The sequence below is a fragment of the Pseudomonas sp. PIC25 genome (assembly GCF_002286785.1).
Taxonomy (GTDB): domain Bacteria; phylum Pseudomonadota; class Gammaproteobacteria; order Pseudomonadales; family Pseudomonadaceae; genus Pseudomonas_M.
The window spans coordinates 1-24,773 of sequence record NZ_MUJY01000040.1 but is presented as its reverse complement, the minus strand read 5'-3'; the positions used below and the strand labels follow the sequence as shown (position 1 = coordinate 24,773).

The 24,773-nt window shown below is 65.0% G+C and carries 21 protein-coding genes; 7 read left to right on the top strand and 14 right to left on the bottom strand.

What is annotated here, in order from left to right:
* Nucleotides 1–10: 10 nt before the first annotated feature.
* The 5 genes from BZL41_RS03090 to BZL41_RS03070 all read left to right on the top strand — a co-directional run bounded on the left by BZL41_RS03090 (nt 11) and on the right by BZL41_RS03070 (nt 7,138).
* Nucleotides 11–1,870: a CoA transferase gene (locus BZL41_RS03090; RefSeq protein ID WP_095597944.1), complete on the top strand. Its 1,860-nt coding sequence runs from the start codon at nt 11–13 to the stop codon at nt 1,868–1,870.
* A complete protein-coding gene (locus BZL41_RS03085) occupies nt 1,867–3,516 on the top strand; it encodes a class I adenylate-forming enzyme family protein (protein ID WP_084334862.1) in 1,650 nt (549 codons plus the stop codon). The genes BZL41_RS03090 and BZL41_RS03085 overlap by 4 nt, the downstream gene beginning before the upstream one ends.
* Nucleotides 3,517–3,581: 65 nt before the next feature.
* The gene (locus BZL41_RS03080; RefSeq protein WP_095597943.1) at nt 3,582–4,796 is read left to right on the top strand and encodes an acyl-CoA dehydrogenase family protein; all 1,215 of its coding nucleotides are present in this window, start codon (nt 3,582–3,584) and stop codon (nt 4,794–4,796) included.
* 12 nt (nt 4,797–4,808) lie between these two features.
* Complete coding sequence (locus BZL41_RS03075) at nt 4,809–6,041, top strand: MFS transporter (RefSeq protein WP_095597942.1); 1,233 nt, start codon at nt 4,809–4,811, stop codon at nt 6,039–6,041.
* Entirely contained in the window at nt 6,038–7,138 is a 1,101-nt protein-coding gene (locus BZL41_RS03070; RefSeq protein WP_143518011.1) for a glucuronyl hydrolase, read from the top strand. Before BZL41_RS03075 ends, BZL41_RS03070 begins: the two co-directional genes overlap by 4 nt.
* Nucleotides 7,139–7,209: 71 nt before the next feature.
* Here the strand turns inward: BZL41_RS03070 and BZL41_RS03065 are convergent, their stop codons facing one another.
* The 7 genes from BZL41_RS03065 to BZL41_RS03035 form a co-directional block, all read right to left on the bottom strand.
* Nucleotides 7,210–7,614: a nuclear transport factor 2 family protein gene (locus BZL41_RS03065; RefSeq protein ID WP_095597940.1), complete on the bottom strand. Its 405-nt coding sequence runs from the start codon at nt 7,612–7,614 to the stop codon at nt 7,210–7,212.
* Nucleotides 7,615–8,025: 411 nt separating this feature from the next.
* Nucleotides 8,026–8,679 carry an HAD family phosphatase gene (locus BZL41_RS03060; RefSeq protein ID WP_095597939.1) on the bottom strand — a complete coding sequence of 218 codons (654 nt, stop codon included), beginning with the start codon at nt 8,677–8,679 and terminating at the stop codon, nt 8,026–8,028.
* Entirely contained in the window at nt 8,680–9,669 is a 990-nt protein-coding gene (locus tag BZL41_RS03055) for an ABC transporter ATP-binding protein (protein ID WP_095597938.1), read from the bottom strand.
* Complete coding sequence (locus BZL41_RS03050; protein ID WP_095597937.1) at nt 9,666–10,463, bottom strand: ABC transporter permease; 798 nt, start codon at nt 10,461–10,463, stop codon at nt 9,666–9,668. Before BZL41_RS03050 ends, BZL41_RS03055 begins: the two co-directional genes overlap by 4 nt.
* Nucleotides 10,450–11,361: an ABC transporter permease subunit gene (locus tag BZL41_RS03045; RefSeq protein ID WP_095597936.1), complete on the bottom strand. Its 912-nt coding sequence runs from the start codon at nt 11,359–11,361 to the stop codon at nt 10,450–10,452. The genes BZL41_RS03050 and BZL41_RS03045 overlap by 14 nt, the downstream gene beginning before the upstream one ends.
* A complete protein-coding gene (locus BZL41_RS03040) occupies nt 11,358–12,164 on the bottom strand; it encodes an alkaline phosphatase family protein (protein WP_095597935.1) in 807 nt (268 codons plus the stop codon). The genes BZL41_RS03045 and BZL41_RS03040 overlap by 4 nt, the downstream gene beginning before the upstream one ends.
* Nucleotides 12,165–12,219: 55 nt before the next feature.
* Nucleotides 12,220–13,278 (bottom strand): ABC transporter substrate-binding protein, encoded by a 1,059-nt coding sequence (locus tag BZL41_RS03035; RefSeq protein ID WP_095597934.1) that lies wholly within the window; start codon nt 13,276–13,278, stop codon nt 12,220–12,222.
* A 336-nt stretch (nt 13,279–13,614) separates the two neighbouring features.
* On the opposite strand from BZL41_RS03035, the gene BZL41_RS03030 reads away from it, so the two are divergent.
* Together BZL41_RS03030 and BZL41_RS03025 are read left to right on the top strand one after the other, a co-directional pair.
* The gene (locus tag BZL41_RS03030) at nt 13,615–14,334 is read left to right on the top strand and encodes a UTRA domain-containing protein (RefSeq protein ID WP_095597933.1); all 720 of its coding nucleotides are present in this window, start codon (nt 13,615–13,617) and stop codon (nt 14,332–14,334) included.
* A gap of 54 nt (nt 14,335–14,388) precedes the next feature.
* Nucleotides 14,389–15,093 (top strand): hypothetical protein, encoded by a 705-nt coding sequence (locus tag BZL41_RS03025; protein WP_143518010.1) that lies wholly within the window; start codon nt 14,389–14,391, stop codon nt 15,091–15,093.
* A gap of 16 nt (nt 15,094–15,109) precedes the next feature.
* Here the strand turns inward: BZL41_RS03025 and BZL41_RS03020 are convergent, their stop codons facing one another.
* From BZL41_RS03020 to BZL41_RS02990, 7 genes are all read right to left on the bottom strand, one after another.
* Nucleotides 15,110–16,294, bottom strand: a complete 1,185-nt coding sequence (locus BZL41_RS03020) for a DUF3322 domain-containing protein (protein ID WP_095597931.1) — start codon at nt 16,292–16,294, stop codon at nt 15,110–15,112.
* Nucleotides 16,291–19,671, bottom strand: a complete 3,381-nt coding sequence (locus BZL41_RS03015) for an ATP-binding protein (protein ID WP_095597930.1) — start codon at nt 19,669–19,671, stop codon at nt 16,291–16,293. Before BZL41_RS03015 ends, BZL41_RS03020 begins: the two co-directional genes overlap by 4 nt.
* Nucleotides 19,668–20,273, bottom strand: a complete 606-nt coding sequence (locus BZL41_RS03010; RefSeq protein ID WP_095597929.1) for a DUF4194 domain-containing protein — start codon at nt 20,271–20,273, stop codon at nt 19,668–19,670. Before BZL41_RS03010 ends, BZL41_RS03015 begins: the two co-directional genes overlap by 4 nt.
* Before the next feature lie 8 nt (nt 20,274–20,281).
* Nucleotides 20,282–21,718 carry a DUF3375 domain-containing protein gene (locus tag BZL41_RS03005; protein WP_095597928.1) on the bottom strand — a complete coding sequence of 479 codons (1,437 nt, stop codon included), beginning with the start codon at nt 21,716–21,718 and terminating at the stop codon, nt 20,282–20,284.
* Nucleotides 21,718–23,007: a M18 family aminopeptidase gene (locus BZL41_RS03000; protein WP_095597927.1), complete on the bottom strand. Its 1,290-nt coding sequence runs from the start codon at nt 23,005–23,007 to the stop codon at nt 21,718–21,720. The genes BZL41_RS03005 and BZL41_RS03000 overlap by 1 nt, the downstream gene beginning before the upstream one ends.
* A 258-nt stretch (nt 23,008–23,265) precedes the next feature.
* Nucleotides 23,266–23,925 carry a HEAT repeat domain-containing protein gene (locus tag BZL41_RS02995; RefSeq protein WP_095597926.1) on the bottom strand — a complete coding sequence of 220 codons (660 nt, stop codon included), beginning with the start codon at nt 23,923–23,925 and terminating at the stop codon, nt 23,266–23,268.
* Nucleotides 23,926–24,007: 82 nt separating this feature from the next.
* On the bottom strand, nt 24,008–24,773 hold a 766-nt coding region (locus BZL41_RS02990), incomplete at its 5' end, for an RHS repeat domain-containing protein (RefSeq protein WP_305884100.1).

Genomic DNA, 24,773 nt, shown 5'->3' with positions numbered 1-24,773 from the left:
CGTGAACCCTATGACCTTTCCCCTGGCCGGATGCACGCTGTCCGGCGCTTTCGCTCATGTCCCAACGGCCTTCGTCCCCGCGGCATCGGCCGTGTTCAACCAGGCAGGTGCCCTGGGTATCGGCGTGGTATTCCAGCCCGGCACCTGTGCCGACGGGCTGGATTTCCGCTTCGAGGTGCCGGGGCTTGCGCCCATCGCTGGGCGCCTGCTCGGTTGGGCCGACGGCCGTCCGGACGGTGCCAGCGAACTGACCGTACAGGCCGCCTCCGGGCTGATGGCCGTGCATGGCCGCGCCAGCGGCGGAGCGCGGCCGTTGGGGGTGGACTATGTGTCCACCCTGGCCGCCAGCCTGGCCCTGCAAGGCACCTTCGCCGCCGCCGTCGGCCAATTGCGTGGCAGCGGCCACAGCCGGGTGGACGTCTCCCTGGCCGGCGCCGCAACCCTCGCTATCGGCCAGTACCTGGCTGGTGCCACCGCGCCGGAAGGGGCCGAGCGGCTGCTGCCTGGCTGCACCTCTCCGGATGAGCGTCCGCCGTTCACCTCCGCCGATGGCGTGGTGTTCGAGCTGGAGACCCTGGACGCCGAACCCTGGCGGCGCTTCTGGAACGGTCTCGGCATTCCCGGCGAGTTGGCCGGCAAGGGCTGGAGCGCCTTCCTGTTGCGCTATGCCAAGGCGGTTTCGCCGATGCCGGTGGCGTTGATGGAGGCGCTGGCGCGGCTGCCCTATGCAGTGATTGCCGAGCGCTGCGCCGAGGCCGGGTTGTCCATCTGCCCGCTGCGCAGCCTGATCGAGCGGCTGGAAGACGACGATCTGCCGCTGCTGCTGGAGCACGGCCCCTGGCACTTCACCCCCGGCGCCAGCGGCCTGCCGCCGACCACCCTGGGCGGGCGCGGCGACCTGCCGCTGAGCGGCCTGCGGGTGATCGAGTCCTGCCGGCGCATCCAGGGACCGCTGGCCGGTCACCTGCTGGCGCTGCTCGGCGCCGAGGTAATCCGCATCGAGCTGCCTGGCGGCGACCCGCTGCGCGGCATGCCGCCCTTGGTGGATGGCTGCTCGGTGCGCTTCGACGCATTGAACCGCCACAAGCAGGTGTGTGAGTTGGACATCAAGTCGGCCCGTGGCCGCGCCGAGCTGCTGGAGCTGGCCAGCCAGGCCGATGTCTTCCTGCACAACTGGGCGCCGGGCAAGGCCGCCGAACTGAACCTGGATCACGCCGACCTGGCGCGGGTCAATCCCGCGCTGATCTACGCCTATGCCGGCGGCTGGGGCGAGGACTGCCGCCTGCACGCCATGCCCGGCACCGACTTCATGGTGCAGGCGTATTCCGGTGTTGCCCGTCAGATCGCCCGCCGTTCGGCCAGTGCTGGCGGCTCGCTGTTCACCGTGCTGGACGTGCTGGGCGGCGTGGTCGCCGCCCAGGGCATCAGCGTGGCCTTGCTCAAGCGCGGGCTGCGCGGCGAGGCGGGGCGGGTCGACAGCTCGCTGCTCGGCGCCGCGACCCTGCTGTGCACCGCCGAATTGCTGGCCCTGCGCGACGGCAAGGCGCCGGTCGAGCCGCCCGTCGCCGGGGTCTACCCCACCGCGGCCGGGCTGCTGGCCATCGAATGCCGCGATGCGGCCGAAGTGGAGCGCCTGCGCTATGCCCTGGATTTCCCGCTGGATGCAGAGCCGGCGCTGCGCGACGAGCAGATCGTCCGCTGCCTGGCGTCGCGCGATGCGCAGGCCTGGCAAAACCTCTTGCGGGAGTTCGGCCTGGCCGCTTCCGCCGTTCGAGAAGACCTGTCGGCAGTTCACGAAGACGGGCGGATAGCGCCGTGTTTGCGTACGGAAGCCTACACCCTGGTCAAGTCTCCCTGGAGTTTCACATGAACAACACAGGCATCATCGATCTGGTTCCCATGGACGTTCGCCGCGAGTGGGTGCGCAATGGAACCTATCCGAACAAATCGGTTTTCCAACTGTTCCGCCAGCATGCGGAGCGTCATCCCGAGAAACTCGCCGTGCTGTCGCCGGAGGAAAGCATCAGCTACGGCGAACTGCTCGACCGCTCCCTGCGCCTGGCCGCCGGCCTGCGCGCCCAGGGCATCGTGCCGGGCGACGTGGTCGCCTACCAGCTCACCAACAGTTGGCGCTGCTGTGCCATCGACCTGGCCGCCGCCGCCCTCGGCGCGGTGGTCGCGCCGTTCCCGCCGGGGCGCGGGCGGCTGGACATCGAATCCCTGCTGCGCCGCTGCGACGCCCGCGCAGTGGTGGTGCCGGCCGAGTTCGGCGGCATCGACCTGTGCGAGCTGATCGAATCCCTGCGTCCGACTCTGCTGTCGCTGCGCATCCTCATCGTCGAGGGCGAGGCACGGCGCGGCTGGTCGTCGCTGGACCGGCTAATGGACGCGGAGCCGCTGGGCACCGAGACGCTGCCCAAGGTTTGCCCGAACTCGCCGGTGCGCCTGCTGGTGTCTTCCGGTACCGAATCGGAGCCGAAGCTGGTGGCCTACTCGCACAACGCCCTGGTCGGCGGCCGTGGCCGCTTCCTCCAGCGCCTGCATGAGGACGGCGAGAGCTTCCGGGGGATGTACCTGGTGCCGCTGGGCTCCTCGTTCGGTTCCACCGCCACCTTCGGCAGTCTGTCCTGGTTGGGCGGCTCCATCGTCGTCCTGCCGAAGTTCGACGTGCCGGCGGCGATCCGCGCCATCGAGACCCTGCGTCCCACCCATATCCTCGGTGTCCCCACCATGCTCCAGCGCATCGCCGCCGATCCGCTGCTGGCCGAGGTGGACAAATCCAGCCTGGTCGGCCTGATCAGCGGCGGTTCGCTGATCGACGAGGCCAGCGTGCGTCGCTGCGTCGAGGCATTCGGCTGCGGCTTCATCAGCCTGTACGGCTCGGCCGACGGGGTGAACTGCCACAACACCCTGGACGATCCGCTGGAAGTGGTGCTGCGCAGCGTCGGCCGGCCCAACCCGAGCGTCTGCGAAATCCGTATCGTCGACGATCAGGGCGTCGAACTGCCCCAGGGCGAGGTCGGCGAGATCAAGGCGCGCGGGCCGTTGAGCCCGATGCAGTACGTCAACGCGCCGGAACTGGACGCCCGCTACCGCGACGCCGAAGGCTGGGTATGCACCGGCGACCTCGGCTACATCGACCGCGACGGCTATCTGGTCCTGGCCGGTCGCAAGAAGGACATCATCATCCGTGGCGGGCAGAACATCAGCCCGGTGCAGATCGAGATGCTCGCCACCGGCCATCCCGACGTGGTCAGCGCCGCCTGCGTACCGGTGCCGGACCCGGACCTCGGCCAGCGCGTGTGCATCTGCGTGACCCTGCGCGAGGGCGCGCCGCGCTTCTCCCTCGCCGAACTGACCGACTACCTGCGGCAGCAGGGGCTGGAAGTGAACAAGCTGCCCGAGTACCTGCGCTTCTACCGGCACCTGCCGCTGAGTCCGGCCGGCAAGGTGGACAAGAAGGCGCTGGCCGCCGAAGTCGCCTTCCTCGAAAGCGGTGTGGGCATCGCCTGCTGAGAGGGTGTGAAAAAACTCTTGCCGACTGAGGTCTTCGATTTTTTACATCCTCTGAGGAACCGAACATGAACCAGCCTTTGCAATCGCGTCCTGCCGAGGGCGCACTGGAACTGGCAAAGCGGGTCCGGACGTTCGTGGACGAGCGCATCCTGCCCCGCGAAGCCGAGCTGGCCGGCCCGCGCGAAAGCGCCAGGGCCTGCCAGGACGAACTGACCGCCGCTGCCCGCGAGCAAGGTCTCTGGGGCCTGTTCTACCCGGGGCGGATGAGCAGCCTGGAGGCGTACCTGGCGGTGGCCGAGCAGGAGGGGCGCTCCGAATATGGCGGGGCAATCTTCGGCACGGAACTCGCCCTCGACACGCACATGCTGACGCGCCACGGCGGTGCGGAAGTCCGCGCCGCCTTCCTTTCGCCGTTGCTCACCGGGGAAGGGGTGTCCGCCTACGGCATGTCCGAGCCGGACAGCATCGGCTCGATCCCGGCGACCATCGCCACCACCGCCACGGCGGAGGGCGACCACTGGCGCCTGGACGGACGCAAGTGGTTCATCTGCCGCGCCGACCGCGCCACCTTCGTCACCGTGGTGGCGCGTACCGAAGGCGCTGGCGTGGACGGGGCGCTGTCGATGATCCTGGTACCTACCGATGCGCCCGGCTTCTCCATCGCCCGCGAGGTGGACATCCTCGGCCGCTTCCAGGGGCAGTGCGAGATCGTCTTCGACGGCGTGCGCGTACCCCGGCACAACCTGCTCGGCCAGCCCGGTGCCGGCCTGGCGCTGATGCAGGAGCGCCTCGGCCTCGGCCGACTGCTGCGTGCCGTGCACTGGCTGGGCCTGGCGCAACGCAGCTTCGACCTGATGTGCACGCGCATCCGTTCGGCACGCGGCGAGCAGGCGCGGCTGGGCGGCAAGCAACTGGTGCGTCTGCGCGTGTTCGAGGCCTACCAGGCTATCGCCAGCGCCCGTGGCCTGCTGCGCGACGCGGCGCGCAAGTTCGATGCCGGGGTGGCCAACGCCATCGAGGTCAACGTGGCCAAGGTCGCTGCTTCCCAGGCGCTCAGCCGAACGGTGGACTCGGCGATCCAGGTCTACGGCGCCGAGGGGCTGAGCAGTCTGACGCCGCTGTCCGGCATCTACCGGGCGGCACGCGCCACGCACATCCTCGACGGCACCGACGACGCCCTGGTCAGCGCGGTCGGCCGCCGTCTGCTGGATGCTTACCAGGACGCGGACAGCCTGGATTTCGACTGGCCGTCGCTGACCGGAACCCCGGCAGCGCAGTAACGAGGTAATGCCATGACCCCCGACACTTCCCCGCCGGCCGCCGACAGCGCGCTGGATGCCTTCCTGCTGCGTACCGTGCTGACCGGCGCGATGGCGCTGCCGATGCTGATCTTCTATGCCATCGGCACCCTCGGTCCGTTCCTGGTGACGGACCTGAGCGTGGCGCCCGGCTGGCTCGGCTACCTGACCATGAGTGCCTTCGGTTTCGCCGCGCTGCTGTCGCTGTGGGCCGGGCCGCTGGTCAATCGCCTGGGCTCCCGGCGTGCGCTGGCGCTGCTGTTTCTGGTGGCGACCCTGGCCTACGGCCTGATCGGTGTGGCGCCCGGCTTCGGCGGGGTGGTGCTGGCGGTGGCGGTGTGCGGCATCGCTCAGGCCCTGTCCAACCCGGCGACCAACCTGCTGATCGCCGAACGGGTGCTGCCGCAGAAAAAGGCGGCGGTGGTGGGCCTGAAGCAGGCGGGGGTGCAGGTCGCGGCGCTGTTCGCCGGGCTGGTGCTGCCCGGCATCGCTCAGCAGTTCGGTTGGCGCGCGGCCTTGTTGCTGCTGGTACCGCTGGGCATGCTGCTGGCCCTGGGCGCCCCGCGCATCGCACCGAAGGCGGCAGCGGGCAAGCCGGCCAGCTTTGGCCTGGCTCGGCCGAGCCGGGTGCTGGCGCTGCTGATGGCGATCCAGCTTTGTGCGGGCGTCGCGTTATCCGCCTACATCACCTTCCTCGGCGTGTTCGCTACCCGCCAAGGTATGTCCTCGGTGGTGGCCGGCAGCCTGGTGGCGGTATTCGGCGTAATGGGCATCCTCGCCCGCGTGGTGCTCACGCCCATCGGCGGGCGGATGCGTGACGAATCCTGGCTGCTGCTGATCCTCCTGGCCCTGGCCGCCTGCGCCATCGGCGTGACCGCGCAGGCGACCCCGGAGCGACATTGGATGCTCTGGGCCGGGACCATCGGCATCGGCCTGACGGCGGTGGCCACTAACGCTATTGCCATGAGCATGCTGCTGCGCGACCGCGCCTTCGGTACTCCGGCCACCTCGGCGGGCATGCTTTCGGTGGGCTTCTTCGGCGGCTTCGCCTTCGGTCCGCCGAGCTTCGGTGCGCTGTCCGCCGGTCCCTGGGGCTTCGATGGCGCCTGGGCTGCGTTGATCGGCGTGCTGGCGCTGGGTTGCCTGCTGGCGCTGTTGCTGGTGCGGGCGCGGCGTTCGGTCGACGCTGGCGCCGAGGTGCTGTCCAATCCTGCGGGTGCGAAATGAACGGCATGTTGCATGAGGTTGCTTCGACCACGCTGAGCCGGGCGGAGCGTACCCGGGCCATCGACTCGCTGCTGCTGCGCCTGGAAGGGATCGAACGGGCATGCGGCAAGGATTTCCCGCTGTACTCGCCGGGGCTGGAGGATCGCTGGTCGGTATCGTCCGGTGGGTCCTGGCTGGGTGGCTTCTGGGCCGGGCTCTGGTGGTTGCGGGCACGGGTCACCGGCGCCTCTTCGGACCGCGACAAGGCGATCCGAATCGGCCAACGGCTGGTGTCCAAGCTGGAGGCGCCGACCCTCAACCGCAGCATGATCTTCTGGTACGGCCTGGCGCCGGGGGAGCTCTGGTTCGAGCACCTCGAGTCCCGTCAACTGCTGGACCAAGCCGGTGCGGCCTTGGCGGCGGCTTTCAGTCGCGCGCTGGGCTGCATTCCCCTGGGCACCGACATGGGCGGCGGGCCGGACGGCGACCGGCGCATCGCCATCGACACCCTGGCCCCGACCCTGCGCCTGCTGGCGCGGCACCCGCAGTGCGCTGTGCGCGACCTCGCCGGCCAGCACCTGCAAGGCACCCTGGCCGCCTGCGGCACTTGGCGCGGCGCCTACTGCGGCAGCGTGCACTGCCGGGAGGAGCGGGTAGTGCCGGAGGAGCAGGCTGGGTTGTGGTCGCGTGGCCAGGCCTGGGCGATGCTCGGGTTGGTCCAGGCCGCCGGGCTCTATGGCGAACCCTTTCTGAGCGAGGCCCGCAGGGCCTGCGAATACTGGCTGGAAACGCGCCCCGAACCCTTGCCGGCGAACCGCCTGGACCACCCCGACGCAGGCGACGATCCCTCCGCCGCGGTAATCGCCGCCCTGGCCATGCTCGGCCTCGACGGCCAGCCCGGCCAGCTCGAGCCCTGGCACGAACACGCCGAGCGCCTGCTGGCGGCGGTGGTGCGCAGTCGGTACGTCACGGTCGGCGGCGCGACACCGGGCCTCTTCGGCGGCATGCGCTACCGCACCCGCGAGGGCGAGGTGTTGGTGGAGTCGGCCTGCTCCAGCTTCTTCCTCCTCGCCGCGTTGCTGGTGCTGGATGGGCGCATGGCAGCATTGGATTTCTGAGTCGGGCGGGACGTTGCGGGCGAATGAATTCGCCCCTGCACGGGCAACCTGGCGAGTGAGTGGGGGCGGCCTTATCCAGGGCTCTGCAATACGCAGTCGATGAGCAGGGTGTCCGCGTACTCGGTCATCTCGACGATCCGTCCCTCGGACATGCGGCAGACCCAGCAGTAGCTGTTGTGGTATGGCGTGCCGGCCTGTGTCGTATTCCTACCTTGGGCTTCGACCACGACCAGATCGTTCTCGGCGATGAAACGCAGCGGGACGATGACATTGCGGTTGCCCAGTTGGGCACTCAGAGGCTTGAGCAGATTCCCGATGACGTCCGCTTTCCCTTCGTAGGTTCTGGACCAGGCCGTCGAGCCGATGATGGTCCAGCGCACATCATCCGACAGGCAGTCGATGAAGGGCCGGCCGTTGCCGTTGGCCGTTTCCGCGAAGACATGCTGCAGGCGTCGCTTGTTGTCGGCTGCGTTCATGTGGTGCTCCAAGACTATCGGCGACCGGGTCAGTTTAGGTGCTCAAGCGGAATCGGCGAGCGTTTTTGACCCGCTTTTTGTAGGAGCCAGCTCTGCTGGCGAAGCTTTTGTGTAGTCCCGTTCGCGAGCAGAGCTCGCTCCTGCACTTGGACAATCTGCACCCGTAGAGGCGGATTTATCCGCCCGCGGTGCTTCGTTGAGCGAATGAATTCGCCCCTACGCTGGCCATTTCTGTGGGAGCGAATTTATTCGCGATTGGCGAGGCATTGCCGTCTCTCCATCGCGAATGAATTCGCTCCCACTCCGGGTAGCCTATAGCCATCGCAAAAGGCCGAGTCGTCAAACTGTGGGAGGAAGCCCTGGCGAAATCCGGGAAAGCGTGGTCCCGGATGGCGTGTGTTCATCCCCACCTCAACTCCAATCGAGTATCGGCCAGCCGGCTCGCTCCGCATGTTCGCGCAGTACCGGGTCGGGGTTGACCACATGGGGGAAGTCCACCCGCGTCAGCAGCGGCAGGTCGTTGCGCGAGTCGGAGTAGAAGTGCGCACCATCCAGGCTCTCGCCTTGTTCGGCGAGCCAGGCTTCCAACCGTTGCACCTTGCCGTCGCGGTAGGTGAGCACGCCCTGGGTGCGGCCGGTGAGGAAATCGTGCTGTTCCTCCACGTCGATGGCCAGCACCTCATCGACGCCCAGCCGCTCGGCGATGGCACCGACCAAGAATTCGGCGGAGGCGGAGACGATCAGGATGCGGTCGCCAGCGGCGCGGTGGGCGGCTACACAGCGCATGGCATCGCTGAAGATCAGCGGTTCGATGACCTCTTCGACGAAGGGCGCCACCACGTAGTCCACTTCTTCGCGGCTACGGCCGACCAGCGGGGCCAGGCTGAAGGCCATGTAGTCCTCCATGGCCAGCTTGCCGAAGGCGTACTCGGCCATGAGTTCGGCATCCTTGCGCAGGAAGGATTCCTCGTCCACCCAGCCGAGCCGGGCCATTTCCCGGCTCCAGAGGCTGGCGCAGTCGCCGTCGATCAGGGTTTCATCGAGGTCGAAAATGGCGAGCGGCATTCAGGCCACCTCGCGGATGGCGGTACTGTCGATGGTCAGGCCGATGCGCTGGCCGCTGGCGTGCAGGTCGGCGGCCGAGCGGTTGAGCACGTCTACCACCAGTTCCACGCCACGGGCTTCCACCCGGTAGCGGATGACGTTGCCTAGCAGGCTGTGGCCACGCACTTCGGCATCGATGACGCCGGCCTCGCCTAGTTGGATGGCTTCCGGGCGGATCGCCACGCGGCTGTGCACCGGGCGGGCCAGCAGACGGCTGGCGCTGTCGGCGTCGAGCAGGTTGTAGTTGCCGATGAAGCCGGCGGCGAAGGCATCCACCGGCGCGGTGTAGAGGGTCTCCGCGTCGCCGCTCTGGACGATCCGTCCGGCGTTCATCAGGAAGATGCGGTCGGACAGGGTCAGGGCTTCTTCCTGGTCGTGGGTGACGAAAATGGTGGTCAGGCCCAGCTCCTGCTGGATGCTGCGGATCTGCTCGCGCAGGTGCTTGCGGATGCGCGCGTCGAGGGCGGAGAGCGGTTCGTCGAGCAGCAGCAGGCGCGGACGGGTGACCAGCGAGCGGGCCAGGGCGACGCGCTGGCACTGGCCGCCGGAGAGCTGGCTCGGGTAGCGCTCGGCGAAGTCGCTCAGTTCCACCAGGGCCAATACCTCGGCCACGCGCTTTTGCATCTCGTTGCCGGCGACCTTCTGCATGCGCAGGCCGAAGGCGACGTTCTGCTGCACGGTCATGTTGGGGAACAGTGCATAGCTCTGGAACACCATGCCGATGCCGCGTTTCTGCGGCGATAGCGGCACCAGGTCCTGGCCATCGAGGAGAATCTGGCCGCCGTTCACCTCGGTCAGACCGGCGATGCAACGCAGCAGGGTGGACTTGCCGCAGCCGGACGGGCCGAGCAGGGTGACGAACTCGCCCTTGCCGATCTCGCAGTCGATGTCGCGGAAGATGGACGTGGTGCCGTAGCTTTTGTGCAGGCCCCGGATGGAAAGGAAGCTCATATCTTGTCCTTGTTCAGACGGTTGGCGGCCCAGGTGAAGACCAGGACGAAGAAGAAGTAGGAGATCACCAGCGCGCTGTTGAAATGGCCGCTGCTGTTTTTCATGTTGTTCAGGTAGACCTGCAGGGTCTCGTAGCGGGTGCCCACCAGCAGGTTGGCGAAGACGAACTCGCCGAACAGGAAGGAGAACGACAGGAACAGCGACACCATCAGGCCCTTGCGCAGGTTCGGCAGCACCACCAGGAACGCGGCCTTCCAAGTGCTGGCGCCGAGCAGGTGGGCGGCGTCCATCAGGTCGCGCAGGTTGATTGCCTGGAGGTTATTGGTGATCGCCCGGTACATGAAGGGCAGGGCGATGGTGAAGTAACTGCCGATCAGGATCCAGGGTGTGCCGATCATGGGCAGCGGGCCTGAGCCGTAGAGTTGCAGCAGGCCCACCGAGGACACCACCGGCGGCACCGCGAAGGGCAGCAGGATGAGGATGTTCATCAGGGCGTCGAGCCGCGGGAAGTGGTAGTGCACCACGAACAGCAGCGGCAGGATCAGCACCACCGCCAGGGCCAGGGCGCCGAAGCACACCAGCAGCGACTGGCCGAAGGCACGCAGGAAGCGCTCGTCGCTCCACAGTTGCAGGTACCACTTGAAGGTCAGCCCGTCCGGCAGGATGGTCGCCGACCAACTGGTGGACAGCGAGTAGAGCAGGGTACCGGCCAGCGGCAGGAGCAGGATCAGGAACAGCACGTAGACCACCGCGCGGTGGTAGAGCGCCGCCGGTTTGGCCTCAGCGCGCGACATGGTAGCTCCTCTTCAGCAATAGCTGGTGGACCACGGTGATCAGCGCCATCAGGCCCACCAGCACCATGGCCAGGGCGCTGGCCAGGTTCGGGTCGAGGGAGATGTCGCCGGCCACCAGCCCGGCGATGCGGATCGGCAGCACGTTGAAGTTGCCGGTGGTGAGGTAATAGACCGTGGCGTAGGCGCCGAGGGCATTGGCCAGCAGGATGACGAAGGTGCCGAGCAGCGCCGGGGTCAGCACCGGCAGGCCGATATGGCGCCAGAACTGCCAGGTGCCGGCACCGAGCAGCGCGGCGGATTCGCGCCAGTCTTCGCGCAGGGCGTCGAAAGCCGGGTAGAGCAGCAGCACGCCCAGGGGAATCTGGAAATAGGTGTAGAGGACGATCAGGCCGGTCTTCGAGTAGAGGTTGAAGTCCTCGATCACCCCCAGCTTCTTCAGCAGCAGGGTCAACGCGCCGTTGAAGCCGAGCAGGATGATGAAGGCGAAGGCCAGCGGCACGCCGGCGAAGTTGCTGGTCATGTTGGAAAAGGCCATGACGAAGTCACGCAACTTCGAGTCCACCTGCCTCAGCGAATAGCTGCCGAGGATGGCGATGAGGATGCCGAACAGGCTCGACCAGAAGGAAATCTGCAGACTGTGCTTGATCGCCTGGAGGTAGAACTTCGAGGCGAAGATTTTCTGGAAATTGCCCAGTCCCCAGCCGTCGGCGGTGTTCAGACTATGGATCGCCACCCACAGCAGGGGTGCAACCTGGAAAACGAAGAAGAACACGGCGAACGGCAGCAGGCACAGCGCCGCCAGCCATTTGCCGCGCAGACGCGGGGCGGTGCGAGGGCGGACAGCGGCGGGCTCGGCTTCGCCGGGAATCTTCGGGCTCTGTTCGAGGGCGGCACTCATTTCAGCAGCTCCCGGCAGGAGGGTTTGTCGTGGGGCACGCCGAGCAGCTCGCAGACGGTGCCGCACAGCTCGGTCTGCTTCGGCTGCGCGCCGGGATCCAGGCTGAAGGCATCGCCGATCACGAACAACGGCACATCGCGTTCTTCGGCGAGCAGGCCATTGTGGGAGCGGTCGTTGTTCATCCCGTGGTCGGCGGTCACCAGCACCTGGTAGCCGGCGTCGAGCCAGGTCTGCAGGTATTCGGCCAGCAGGATGTCGGCGCGCCGCGCGCTGTTGCGGTATTGCGGCGAGTCGAGGCCGTGGTGGTGGCCGGCGTCGTCGACATTCATTGGGTGGACCAGAAGGAAATCGGGCGCATGGCGCAGCCGCAGGCTTTCCGCGTCGGCGAACAGGTGCGAATCCGGGTAGTGGTCGGCGTAGTAGAAGTGGCCGTGTTGGATCGGCAGGCCCGGCGCCTCGGTGTGGCGGTCGCGGGCGGCCTGGAAGGGCGCGCGGTTGTACAGCTCGCTGATCCAGTGATAGGCCGCGGCGGCGGTGCTCAGGCCGGCGTCATGGGCGTAGTGGAAGATGCTGCGCTGATTGGACAGCCGCACCACGTCGTTGTGGATAACGCCGCTGTCGATCGGCCGCACACCGGTGAGGATGCATTCGTAGAGTGGGCGGGACAGCGAAGGCAGCTCGCAGACGAGCCCGTACAGCGCTGCGCGGCCGGCTTCGCACCAGGCCAGGAGGTGACCCATGGCGTGGCGGGCCACGTCGTGGTTCAGACCATCCAGCAGCACCAGGATGACTTTGCGTTTCATCGGCTTCCCGTGGGGCAGGGCGGAGGCGGCATGCGCCGCGCCCGCCCGTGTCCGCTTACTGCATGTTGATGATCACGTTTTCCTGCCAGAGCTGCGGCAGGGCCTTGGAGGTCGCTTCCCAGGCGGCGGCGTCCTTGATCGGCTGGACCTTGGCGTACTGCTCGTTGGGCAGCAGCTTGGCCTTCACGTCTTCCGGCAGGGTCAGGTGCTCGGCGCGGATCGGCCGGGCATTGCCCTTGGCCAGGTTGATCTGGCCGGCGTCGGAGAGGATGTACTCGCGGGCCAGCTTGGCGGCGTTCGGGTGCTTGGCGTACTTGTTGATGATGGTGCTATAGCCGGAGATCACCGAGCCATCGGACGGAATAAGCACTTCGAAGCGGCTGGGGTCGATCTGGTCGCGGTAGGACAGGCCGTTGAAGTCCCAGACCACGCCGACTTCCACTTCGCCCTTCTCCAGGGTCTGGATGGTCGGGTTGGACAGCGACAGGCGGCCCTGCTCGGCGATCTCGGCGAAGAAGTCCAGGCCCGGCTGGATGTTCTTCTCGTCACCGCCGTTGGCGATGGCCGCGGCCAGCACGCCGTTCACTGCCTGGGCGGCGGCGCTGACGTCGCCGATGGCGACCTTGTACTTGCCTTTTTTCAACTCGGCCCAGGAGGTGGGAATGTCCTTGACCAGTTGCTTGTTGACGATGAAGGCGATGGAGCCGGTGTAGGCCAGCATCCAGTGGCCATCCTTGTCCTTGGCCCAGTCGGGAATCTGCTCCCAGGTGGTCGGCTTGTAGGGTTGGGTCACGCCCTGCTGCACGGCGATGGGCCCGAAGGCGGCACCGACGTCGCCGATGTCGGCGGTGGCGTTGTCCTTCTCGGCGGCGAACTTGGCGATTTCCTGCGCCGAGCTCATGTCCGTATCCATGTGCTTGAGACCGTATTGCTTCGCCAGGTCGGCCCAGGTGTCCTTCCAGTTGGCCCAGCTGTCGGGCATGCCGACGCTGTTCACTTCGCCTTCGGCACGGGCCGCTTTTTCCAGGGCCTGTACATCTCCTTCCGCTGCCATCGCCGAGGTACCCATGGCAATGGCCGATCCCAACAGTGAAGCCAGCAGCAGGCGTTTCATTCGAAGCTCCTTTCGCGCAGTTGTGTTGTGTGGTCTAGATCAGCAAGACCCAGGCCAATCTAGGCCCGTTGGATGACAGTTTGATGTCGCGCCTCGGGTCGGTTCCTTCTCGTCCGGGGACCGTACCGGTGCGCCCATGAAGCGTAGACCATGGCTGGAACGGCCGATTCGCAAGGGTTTTCGCCGCAGAATGGGCCTGGCATATGACGTGCTAGAAACCCTGCTGTCATCTATCGGTCATCTAGGCTTCCTAGCATGTCGGCGGGCTTCGGAGCTTTTACGGACCCGTTGGAACGCTCCTTTCTGGAGCTGGACTAGTCCAAAAGAGGAACATCGATGCGCGAGGAAGCGCCGCGTACTGTTACCGCCATCTGCCGGGCGCTGGAGGAGCAGATCGGCCATGGCCTGCTGGCGCCGGGCAGCAAGCTGCCGGCCGAGCGCAAGCTCAGCGAGTTGTTCGATACCACGCGGATTACCCTGCGCGAAGCCCTGGGCCAATTGGAAGCACAGGGGTTGATCTACCGCGAGGAGCGCCGCGGCTGGTTCGTCTCGCCGCCGCGGGTGGCCTACAATCCCCTGGTGCGCAGCCACTTCCACGCCATGGTTGGCGAGCAGGGGCGGGTGCCGGCCACCGAGGTGCTGTCCGCTCGCTTGCAGCCGGCCAGCGTGGACATCTGCGATGTGCTGGAATTGCCGGCGCTGTCCCGGGTGATCCAGATCCGCCGCGCCCGGCGCATCGACGGACGGCTGGTGCTCTACGTCGAGCATTACCTGAACCCGGCCTACTTTCCTGGCATCCTCGACTTCGACCTGACCCGCTCGCTCACCGAGCTGTACGCCGGCGAATACGGCATCCGTTACGGCCGGGTGCGGTTCGACATGGTGCCGACCGCGCTCCAGCCGGAAGCGGCCGCGGCCCTGCGGGTGGCCGCCGGCAGCCCGGCCTTGCGCATCACCCGGATCAACCGCGACCAGCACGGGCGCATCATCGATTGCGATCTGGAGTTCTGGCGGCACGACGCCATTCATGTGCAGGTGGAGGTGCCGGAAAACTAAGTACCTGAAGGTTTATCATGCCAATCTCAATCCAGGTATCAGGATACTGGCACTATGACTCAATCTCTCTTTCCCGCTACGTCCCTTTCATACGCTGAGGCTCGTGAGCGGCTGATCCAGTTGCTGTCGGAGTGTGCGAGCAAGTTAAGCGATGCCGATTGGCGAGCGGGTTATGAACGCATCGACGCGCTGGAGGAGGACGATGTTCTCGACTTGGTGACCGATGCCGCGCTCTTTTCCTTCCGTGGCAAGCGCCGGGCGATCGACCGTATCCTGCCGAAGCTGAAAGCGGGCGACGAGCTGTCCGCGCGCTTGATGGAAGGGCTGGCCGGCGCACTGTTCTCGGTGTTCGAGATAGCGCGAATCGACAATGACCAGATCATCCTGCGGGATGTGTTGGATAACGGTCGGGAGCGGGTCATGACCGATCTGTCCCTGGCCAGGAGCGGCAGGCCTGGCCTGGTGTTCGCTGCCCGACTGATCGACGTCGGCCCCTGGTACATGGGGTTGGGTATCGTGCTGCCGTTGGACAAGAGCGAGGCCCTCGCCATTGCGATGTTTCTGGAAACGGGAGCGCGAGATGATCTGCACGAGTTGGTCTATCACTGCACCGTGCACGATATCAGCCTGGTGCATGCGATCGTCATGCCGATGGTGGATGCCTTCTGCGAAGAATTGGACGAGGACGACAAACCGGTTTGCGAGCTGATGGAGGAGCTGGGTAGCAGGAGCGGTCTGCTGAGTCGCATCGAGCGCTGACGGCCCGTTTCGAAGGCTACAGTCTCTCAGGCTCGTCTCGCAGGGCGCGCTCCAGCCAGCCGAAACGGATGCGTTCCTGTTCCATGCGCACGCGCGGGCCGTAACGGTTGGCTTGCAGGTCCTGGTACAGCGCTTGTTCCTCTGCGGTCAGGCGCGGCAGCTCGGCGGTGCAGCGTTCGTTTTCCTGTTCTTTGCCCCATAGTTCCTCGTGCGCCAGCAGGGTCGCGCGGTCCATCAGCAGCGAGCGGGCATCGGGCAGGTACGCGCGCAGGCGATTGAGAATGGCGAAGCCATGGGTATCGATATCGCCCCAGTAGTAAAGGGGCTGGTCGCGTAGCCAGGGCAGCGCCTTGAGATTGTCCAGTGCATAGCCCTGGCCGAGGACCACCAGCGCTTGTGGCGTACCTGGGAAGGCGAGGAAGTTGGTCTCGTTCTCGGTGACGAAGACTCGCTTTACATTGGGACGCAGGTAGGCCAGCTCTTCCAGCGGAGCGCCAATGTCCAGCAGCCCGCCGATCGCCAACTCCGGGTCGAGGATGCGCAGTCGCACCAGCAGGGGTTTGTCGCGCAGTCCATAACGCTGGTTGAAGGCGCGCGTGCCCCGCGCGGTGTCGTCGATCTGTTCGGCAGGCAGCACCAGGTCGAGCAGCTCGGCGACCAGGCCACGGCGCTGTTCGATGAACTTGGTATCCACACCGGGGATGTCCAGTTGGCGCAGGTACAGTCCGCAGCGCGGATGGGCACGGAACCAGTGCAGCACCGCCAGCAGTCGTGGCCAATGCTCCGCTTCTTCCAGGGCCCGCAACGGATAACGAATGAGCCAGTCGCGCAGCGCCGGAAATGCCTCCAGACAGTCGTTCGCCAAATGCCGAAAACGCTCGGCTTCGCCCTTCTTGCCGAGCATTGCCTGAGCGGCTTCAGCGCTATCGATAAAGGCCCCGCACGGCACTTGGTTGCGGCCGAGCTGACGATGGTTGATCTCCATCCAATCCAGTCGGTAATGGCCTTCGCCCTCCTGCAGCAGACGAATCCACTGGCGCACCTCGCCGAAGCGTTCGGCCAGCGCCTTGCTGTCCGGGCGCTTGAAGCGCAGGGGCAGGGGAAATGCTTGTTCGCTGGTTAACTGAGTACGCAGCAATACGCCTTGGTCCCACAGGCGTTGTACTTGGGTGCGGAGGTCGGTGGGGGTGGTCCAGGTCATGGTGTCTCGCGTTGCGCCTTCTGCTCGCGATACTCCTCGATACTCAAACAGCGCAACAGCGACTCACGACCTTGGTCGTTGTGCACGAAGCCGACGCTGGCGACATAGGGTTCGATGATGTGGATCTTCTGCAGCGGAGTGACGATCAGCAATTGCAGGTTGAGTTTCTTGAACAGCTCCAGGCCGTAGCGGGCAGATTCGTCGGAGCCGCGGCCGAAGGCTTCGTCGATCACCACGAAGCGGAACGAGCGGGAGCGGGTGGCGCCCCATTCCAGGCCGAAGCGGTAGGCCAGGCTGGCGGCCAGCACGGTGTAGGCGAGCTTTTCCTTCTGACCGCCGGATTTGCCGCCGGAATCGCTGTAGTGTTCGTGCTCGCTGTTGTCTTCGCGCCAGCGCTCGGAGGCGGAGAAGGCGAACCAGTTGCGCACGTCGCAGACCTTGCGGGTCCAGCGCCGGTCCAGTTCGGTGGTGCCTTCGCGGCCGCGGAAGCGTTCGATGATCCGCCGTACTTCGAGGAACTTGCTTTCGGCGTACTGCTCGTCTTCGCTGCCGGTCAGGCTGCCCTCGGTACAGGCCTTGAGGCTGGCGCGGAATTCACTGATCTCGCCATCGCCGCTGGACTGGGCTTCGAGCTGGATCAGGCGGCCGGGGTTGTAGTCGATCTCGCGCAGCGACTGGTTGATCTGGGCGATGCGCTCGCGGATTTCCAGCTCTTCCTTGTTCAACTGGAACTGGAAGCCGGCCACTTCGTTGATGATGTTCTCGTTGAGCATGGCCTTGAAGCGTTGCTCGAAGCGCGGCAGGTCGTCGCGTTGCAGGGCTTCGAGCATGGCCCGGTAGTCGGCGGCGGCTTCCACGCTGGCGTCCACGTCGCGGGTTTCCAGTGGATAGTCGTTGCGGTAGTCGCTCATCGCCTGGACGATCCGATCACGCAGGCGTTTGAGCTTGTTATTTTCGGCTTCGTAGCGTGCCTGTAGCCATGCGCGCATATCCCTCTCGCGGTTATCGCAGGACTCCACGGTCAGGCTGTGTTCGCCCAGGGCTTCGTTGCGCAGGGCCGCCAGTTCGACGAAGCGGGCCTGTTGTACGGGCGTGGCGGCGGCGTGGCTGGCCTGGGCCTGGTCGGCCAGGGCCTGGATGTCCTCGCGTTGCTGGCGACGGCGTGACAGCTCGTCGCTCTTCGCGTCGAGGGTACGACGCAACTCGCCCAGTTCGTCTTCCAGGGTATGCAGTTGCTGTTGCAGGGCGCGCAGGGTGTCGGATTCAGCCTCCAGTTGCCGGCGTTCGTTCTCCAGACGCTGGATGTCGCCGAGCAACGGGCGCCAGTCCAGTTCCTGGAAGTCCTGGAACACCGAGAGCTGGTTGAGCAAGGCGATGCGCTGGTCCAATGCCTTTTGCCGCTGTTGGTGGTCGGCGATGGCAATGGCGAACTCCTGAATGCGGATTTCCAGGTCGGCGGCCTGTTTTTCCAGGGCGGCGATCTTGTCGGCATTGCTCCAGCCGAGCACGTACTGGGTGCGGTCGCCCAGGCGACGACGGTCGTCCTTCTCGTGGCGCTCCTGGCTGGACTTGACCTGTCCGGCGCGGGTGACCGCCTTGTCCTCGCGGCGGAACTGTTCCAACGAGGCGCAGCAGGCGTAGTCGAAGCGCCGTGCCAGTTCGCCTTCCAGCCAGTCGTAATGGGGGCTTTCCGGGTGGATCTGCAGCTTGCGTACCAGCGAGTCGGGATGCGTCTCGGCTGGCGCCTGGGAGCGTTTGGCGCGGACGCGGAAATACACCAGGCGCTCACCCAGGTGGGTCTGCTCCACCCACTGGGCAACCTGGGCGTAGTGTGCGTCGGGTACCAGCAGGGAGAGGCCGAAGTTGTGCAGCAGGCGCTCGGCCACGCCCTCCCAGTCGCGCTGGTCCTCGCGAATCTGCAGCAGTTCGCCGGCGAAGGGCAGCTCGTCTTCGTCCAACGCCAGCGCTTCGCACAGGCGGGCGCGGATATCCAGCATGCGCTTGGGGATGTTGGAGCGGCGCTCGCGCAGCGACGCCAGTTCCGCGTGCAGTTGGGCGTGTTGTTCGCGTAGGCCGCGCAGTTCGAAGCTGAGTTCGTTCTCTGCATTCTGCGCCGCGGCGCGTTGTTCGCGGGCGTTCTCGTCGAGTTCGGGCAGCGCCTGGCGGTTGGCGAGGAACGCTTCGGCGGCGCTGGCCTGCGGCAACTCCAAGGCACCTGCCAGTTGGTCATAGCGCTCGCTGGCGCTCTGGCGGCGCCGTAATTCGCCTTCCAGTTGGGCGATCTCCTGCTCGATCTTGGCCAGGCGATCGCCGCCATTCTGGACGATGGCACGGTTCAGGTCGTCGCGCCGCGATTGCCCCTGCTGCTGGCGTTGCTCCAGGGCGCGGCGCTGTTCGTCCAGGCGGGCGATCTCCTGATCGAGATTGCCCAGGCGTTTGGCCAGCAGCTCGCCCTTGAGCCCGGCGAACCAGGGGGCCAGGGCATCGCGGCATCCGGCCAGCGCTTCGGCACCGTCGGAGAGTTCGGCGTGGCGGGCGCAGTCCGCTACCAGCGGCTGCAGCAGTTCGACCTGGCGCTTGGCCTTGAGTACCGCTTCGTGGGCGCGGTTGAGGTCGTCGAAGTGATGAATCAGCGCCTGGATGCGTTCTTCCGCCGGAAACTCTTCCAGCATGTGCTCGCGGACGAAATCGGTGAGATTGCCCACCGACTTCATCGACACGGTCTGGCTGAACAGTTCCAGGGCCTGCTCGTCGGCGATGCCGAAGCGTCGGCGGAAGGCGGCGCCATAGGCGGGAAAGCTGGTTTCCAGGGCGACGTTGGGTAGCTCGCGCAAACGCTTGCGCAAGGCGTTGAGGTCGCTGCCGAAGTTGGCGAAGTGCTCGGTGATCGACAGCGGCCGGTCGGCGATCACATAGAAACGATCGGGCTGGCTGCGGTTGTCGGTGATGTAGAAGACCTGGGCCAGGGTTACGTGCTGGTCGTAGCCTTCGTTGTAGAAGTGGCCGAGGATCACCGAGTAGCTGTTGTGGTCGCGTAGCGCCACCGGGCGGGCGTTGATGCCACTGTCGCCGCGCTCGGACTTGTAGTGGCCGAGCACGTAGGAGCGCAGGGTGCGCTCCTTGGCCTCGGCGCCGGCCGCCTTGTTGTAGGCGATCTTCTGCGCCGGCACCAGCAGGGTGGTGATGGCGTCCACCAGGGTCGACTTGCCGGAGCCGATGTCGCCGGTCAGCAGGGCATTGTCGCCGTGGGTGGGGAAGCGCCAGACCCGCTGGTGGAAGGTGCCCCAGTTGTATACCTCGAAGCTGTGCAGGCGAAAGCCGGCGCGCTCGTCGCTGCTGGCGAAGTCAAGTAACTGCAGGGTTTCGGGGGCACTCATGGGGTCACCTCGTCGGCTGCCGGAGGCGTGGCAGCGTTTCCGGCTTGCGCCCGATAGTCACGCAAGCGCTGGTCGAATTCGTTCAGCCATTGAGCATCCACATAGGCTTTGAGGATGCGCCGCACTTCGTAGAGATCGTCGCTGCCGCGCAATTTGCGCAGGAAGCCCAGCTCGGCGACCTTGGCGATGTGCGTGTCGATACGATCGGCCAGACGGGCCTCGTTGCTGCCTTCGGGCAGGAACAGGCGCAGCAGGTCGGCGATCTGTTCGCGGGAAAGGATCAGCCGGGCATCCGCGGCGCTGGCGTCGAACTCGGCCAGACGCTTGCGCAGCAGGGCCAGCAGCAGGCTGACCGGATAGCTCAGTTGGCGTCGAGGGATCAGCCGCGGCAGGTCGGCGTCCTCGTTCGGGCGCTGTTGCAGATAGGCGTATCCTTCCGCCTCGTCTAGGGTCAGTTCGAGGCCGAGCACGGCAACGTAATCGCGCACGGCGGTTTGCCGGTCGAGCAGCACCTGCCATTGGGCACCGTCGTCCTCGCGATAGAGCACGCCCTTGAACAGGGCGATCAGCAGCAGGGAGAAGAGACTGTCGGTTTCGGTCATGGGCACATTCACTGGCTGAAAACGATCAGAGGCACGCTGGCGCGGCGTAGCCTGCCTTCGGCGTCATGCCACTGGATCAGTTGCGGCTGGCTGTCGTCGAAGGCACTGCGCTTGTCATTGGCCGCCAGGTCCAGATAGGCGACCAGCTCGGCCAGGCCTTGTCGCAGTGGGTACTGCTGCAGCAATTCGCCGAGACTGATACGCGGGTGTTGGCGCAGTGCCTGGCGAATCTGCGCGAGCAATTGAGCCTTGTCGATGTAGATCTGTTCGAACAGGGCGGCGGTGTCGCTCTCGGTCTTGCCTTCGAGAAGAATCTGTGCGTCGATACGTGGCTTCAGCGGCGGGCTGTAGAGCGGCCGATCGAGCGCCAGGTTGAGACTGGGGGCCGACTCGTCGAGGCTGAACGGCTCGCCTTCCGGTGGATGCTCGCGTAAGGCCAGGGCCTGGGTCTCGATATCGCGCAACAGGTGCATGATACGACGGTTCTCCAGCCAGGCCTGGTCGTCCAGGTAGCGGCGCAACTGCTCCGAGAGCCGTGCCACGGTGCGTTGCGCCGACTCCCCGGCATCCAGCCAGTCGTAGTGCACGCGCAGCAGCCGGCGGTCGGGCTCCAAGCTCTGCACCGGCGCCAGTTCGAAGGCGCGGCTGAGCAGTGCGGTCAGCTCCTCCTGGCGGGCGGGCGACATGAGAAACTCCCAGAAAGCACGGAAGCTGCGGCCCTGGTCGGAGTCGCGAATCATATCGCGCTCGCCGAAGATATCGCCGAGCAGCGCGCCCTTGCCGCCGTCCCAGGTGGCGATGCGCTCGCGCACCGCGCGGTCAAGGTCGCGGAAGTTCTGCTCCACTTCGCGGAAATCGGCCAGCAGGCTACGGGCGGTGGCGCTGACTTCGAGAAAACGCTCCTTGACCCGCGTGTCGTCCATCAATTGCAGATCGCCGCTACGGATGCGGGCGATCTCCTCGTCCAGCGCGGCCTTGCGTTTCTCCAGTTCGGCGATGCGTTGCTGCGGATCGGTCTCGCTGCCTTCGACCATCTGCTTGAGCAGCTCGAAGATGGCCAGCAGGCGCGACTCGGTGCCGATGAACTGGCGCTTGCCCAAACTGGCCAGCCATGCGACGGCCTGTTCGGTGGCTGGAGTCAGTTCAAAGTGGGCTTCGTCGCTGCCGGGCGGGTAGTACTTGCGCAGCCAGCCGTTGGCGTTGTCAGCCCAGGTGTCCAGATATTCGATGGCCGGTCTGGGGTAACCGTTGTCGCCGAGTTCCTGGTTGAGGCCATAGAGCAGATCGTCCAGGCGCGCGGCCAAGCTGTGTTGATCGAGACTGCGGAGGTTGGGTGAGACGAAGGTCTGCTCGAGAAAGCTGACGATCAGTGGCGCATGGGGCGAGCAGAGCAGGCGCCAGGCCGGATGGCGCTGGCGCAGGCCGACGAGCTGGTGGTAGTCCATCAGGGAAGGTCGGGGCAGGAATAAAACGCCGTGAGTACCTTCACCAGATGCGCCAGATCGTGGCTGCCGGCCAGTTCGCGAATGGAGTGCATGGCGAAGGTCGGCAGGCCGATGTCGACGGTGCGCACGCCGAGTTGGCTGGCGGTGATCGGGCCGATGGTGGAGCCGCAGGCCATGTCGCTGCGCACCACGAAGCTCTGCACCGGCACTTCGTTTTCCAGGCACAGGTGGCGGAAGAAACCGGCGGTTTCGCTGCTGGTGGCGTAGCGCTGGTTGCTGTTCACCTTGATCACCGGGCCAGCGTTGAGCTTCGGGCCGTGGTTGCCGTCGTGCTTGTCGGCATAGTTGGGGTGCACGCCGTGGGCGTTGTCGGCGGAGACCAGCAGGGATTTCTGGATGATGCGGGTGAAGGCATCGCCTTCCGGCAGCAGGCGGCGCAACACCTGTTCCAGCATCGGGCCGTCGGCGCCGCAGGCGGAGCAGGAGCCCACTTCCTCGTGGTCGGTGCACACCAGCATGCAGGTCTCGTCGCCTTCGGCGGCCAGCAGCGCCTGCAGGCCGGCATAGCAGGAGAGCAGATTGTCCAGCCGCGCGCCGGCGATGAAGTCGCCGTTGAGGCCGATCACCGCGGCGCCCTGGGTGTCGTAGAAGCTCAGTTCGTAATCCAGCACCGTATCGGCGCTGAGGCCGTGTTCCAGGGTCAACTGGTCGGCGAGCAGGTCGCGGAAATCGGCGCCCTCGTCACCCACCACCTGGGCGAGGATCGGTGGCAATTCGGTTTGCGCGTTGATCGCCCAACCCTGATTGGCCTCGCGGTTGAGGTGGATGGCCAGGTTGGGAATGATCGCGATGGGGTTCTTGAAGTCGATGAGCTGGCTTTCCACCTTGCCGGCATGGCGGAAGGTCACCCGGCCGGCGAGGGACAGGTCGCGGTCGAACCAGGGCGCCAGCAAGGCACCGCCATATACCTCCACACCAAGCTGCCAGAAGCCCTGGCGCTGCAGCTCAGGCTGCGGCTTGACGCGCAGACAGGGGCTGTCGGTGTGGGCGCCGATCAGGCGCATGCCACCTTCGACGGGCGGGCGGCGGCCGAGCTTCACGGCGACGATGGATGAGTCATTGCGGGTAACGTAATAGCGGCCGCCGGGCTCTGCGACCCACGGCTCGCGCTCGTCCAGATGTTTGTAACCGGCCGCCTCGAGGCGCATGGCCAGGCTGTCGGTGGCATGGAAGGGCGTGGGCGAGGCCTTGAGGAAATCGATCAGGCCTTGGTTCAGCTTTTCGCGCATAACGGGCTCCAGGCAGCAATGCCGGCGAGTTTATCGGATTGCGCCGGGGGTTGCAGGAGCGGGTGCTCGCAATCAAATCTTTGGTTCTCACGCTTGCAGGCGCTGCTCTAACCGGAACAGTGTGCCGGCCTAACCTGACAACCTGAACCGAAAAAGACTAAACAGCCTGCTGGGCACTTTGATACGTTTTGAATGTATGTAGCAAGCCCAGCACGAGCCTAGATCTCTGCCTATAGATTCAGTAGGAATGGAGCCAAATTATTGTTCGGGCATATTTCTGAGATCGCTGATTTCACCGACTGCATATTCCAGGCTGGAGATTACGGATGCTTGGGTTTCGTTTGAGAGACTATCTTTCAAAAACTCTAGAACTTCTAAAGCCAAGCTCTCGTCGGCGCTCCATTTAAAATAAATCGCATCGACTAAATTATTGGCTATAGCGCAGCGCACTCTGTAGCCTGAGCCTCTGTATAGCTCTTTAATTTCCTTTAGATATTTTTTGTCTATCAAGAAGAGCGCAAAACAGTACCGCGTCTTTTCTTCGGAGTCATGGCAGCTTTTAAATCTGATTTTTGCTATTTCGTAAGCATCCGTAGCTCCTAGCTTTGAGAGCGCTATAGCGGCCTGTCCACGAACCATCCAGTCCCCGTCATCTAGGCATTTCTTTATTTTTGAAATGCTGTTGGTATCCAAGTGGTCTTCAATTGCCTCAATACATGCAAGTCTCACTAATTCATCAGTATCGCGCAAGTGCTCTTGTAGGGTGGATAGTATTTCCACATCGCTAGGAAGAAGACTGATCTTTTCTATTGATCGCAGTCTTGCCTCAGGATCTTCACTCTTGACTGTTTCAAGAAGGAGCTTCTTTGCGTCAGGCGAGGAAATATCTATAGCGTCAATTTCATCTAGTAAATCCATGGTGCCTCTGGCTTGCTAAGTAAGTAATGTGCATTCGGGCGCGTCAATTCTGTATTGAATAGGTTGCGCCCTTCTGAGCTAATTATTGCTGCCCCAGGTCAATAATATTGGGGCGTGCAGGTGAGCTCCAACCCGGGAAGGGGGACGGTGGCGGAGTGGGCGATGCAGGAGTATTGCCCCCGGCTTCACACCATAAATCTACAGGGCAGTTGGGGTTTGGATAGTCTAAGGCTTCGCAAAGCTCGCAGGGTGCGGCCCCCACAGAGCAAGCGAGCTCAATGTGTATTTGCGGCCCAGTTATCGAACGCAGCTTTCCACTGTTGTTCCGCCTTTTATTGCGATTACGCTCGCCGCGAGCCTTCTCTTCTTTTTGATATCTGCGTCGTTCCTCACCACTTAGACTTTTATCACGAGCTCGCTGCGAAATCTCTTCGTCAGAGAGGTTGGCGAGCCCTGAATCACTTTGGTTCTGCCGGCCCCCTTTCGCCAACCCAAAGAAGTCAGAATAGTTAACCGGATTTCCTTCCACATACCCATAAGTATTCAGCCCTCCCGCCAACCCAATCGGATCACTCTCCACATAGCGCCCGGTCTCCGGGTCGTAATCCCGGAAGTAGTTGTAGTGCAGCGCACTGTGCGCGTCGTAGAGCTGGCCGGGGAAGCGTAGGGGGATGTCGGTAATGATGCCGTCGCCGTCCACGTCGGGGTTGGCGGGGCCGACGCCGAAGGCGTCGCTGTTCCAGCTCCATAGCAGCCGTTGGTTGGCGTCGGTGGCCAGGCGCGGGGTGTTGAGGTGGTCGGCGTGCAGGTAGTACAGGCGGTTGCTCGCCAGGGTGCTGCCGTCGCTG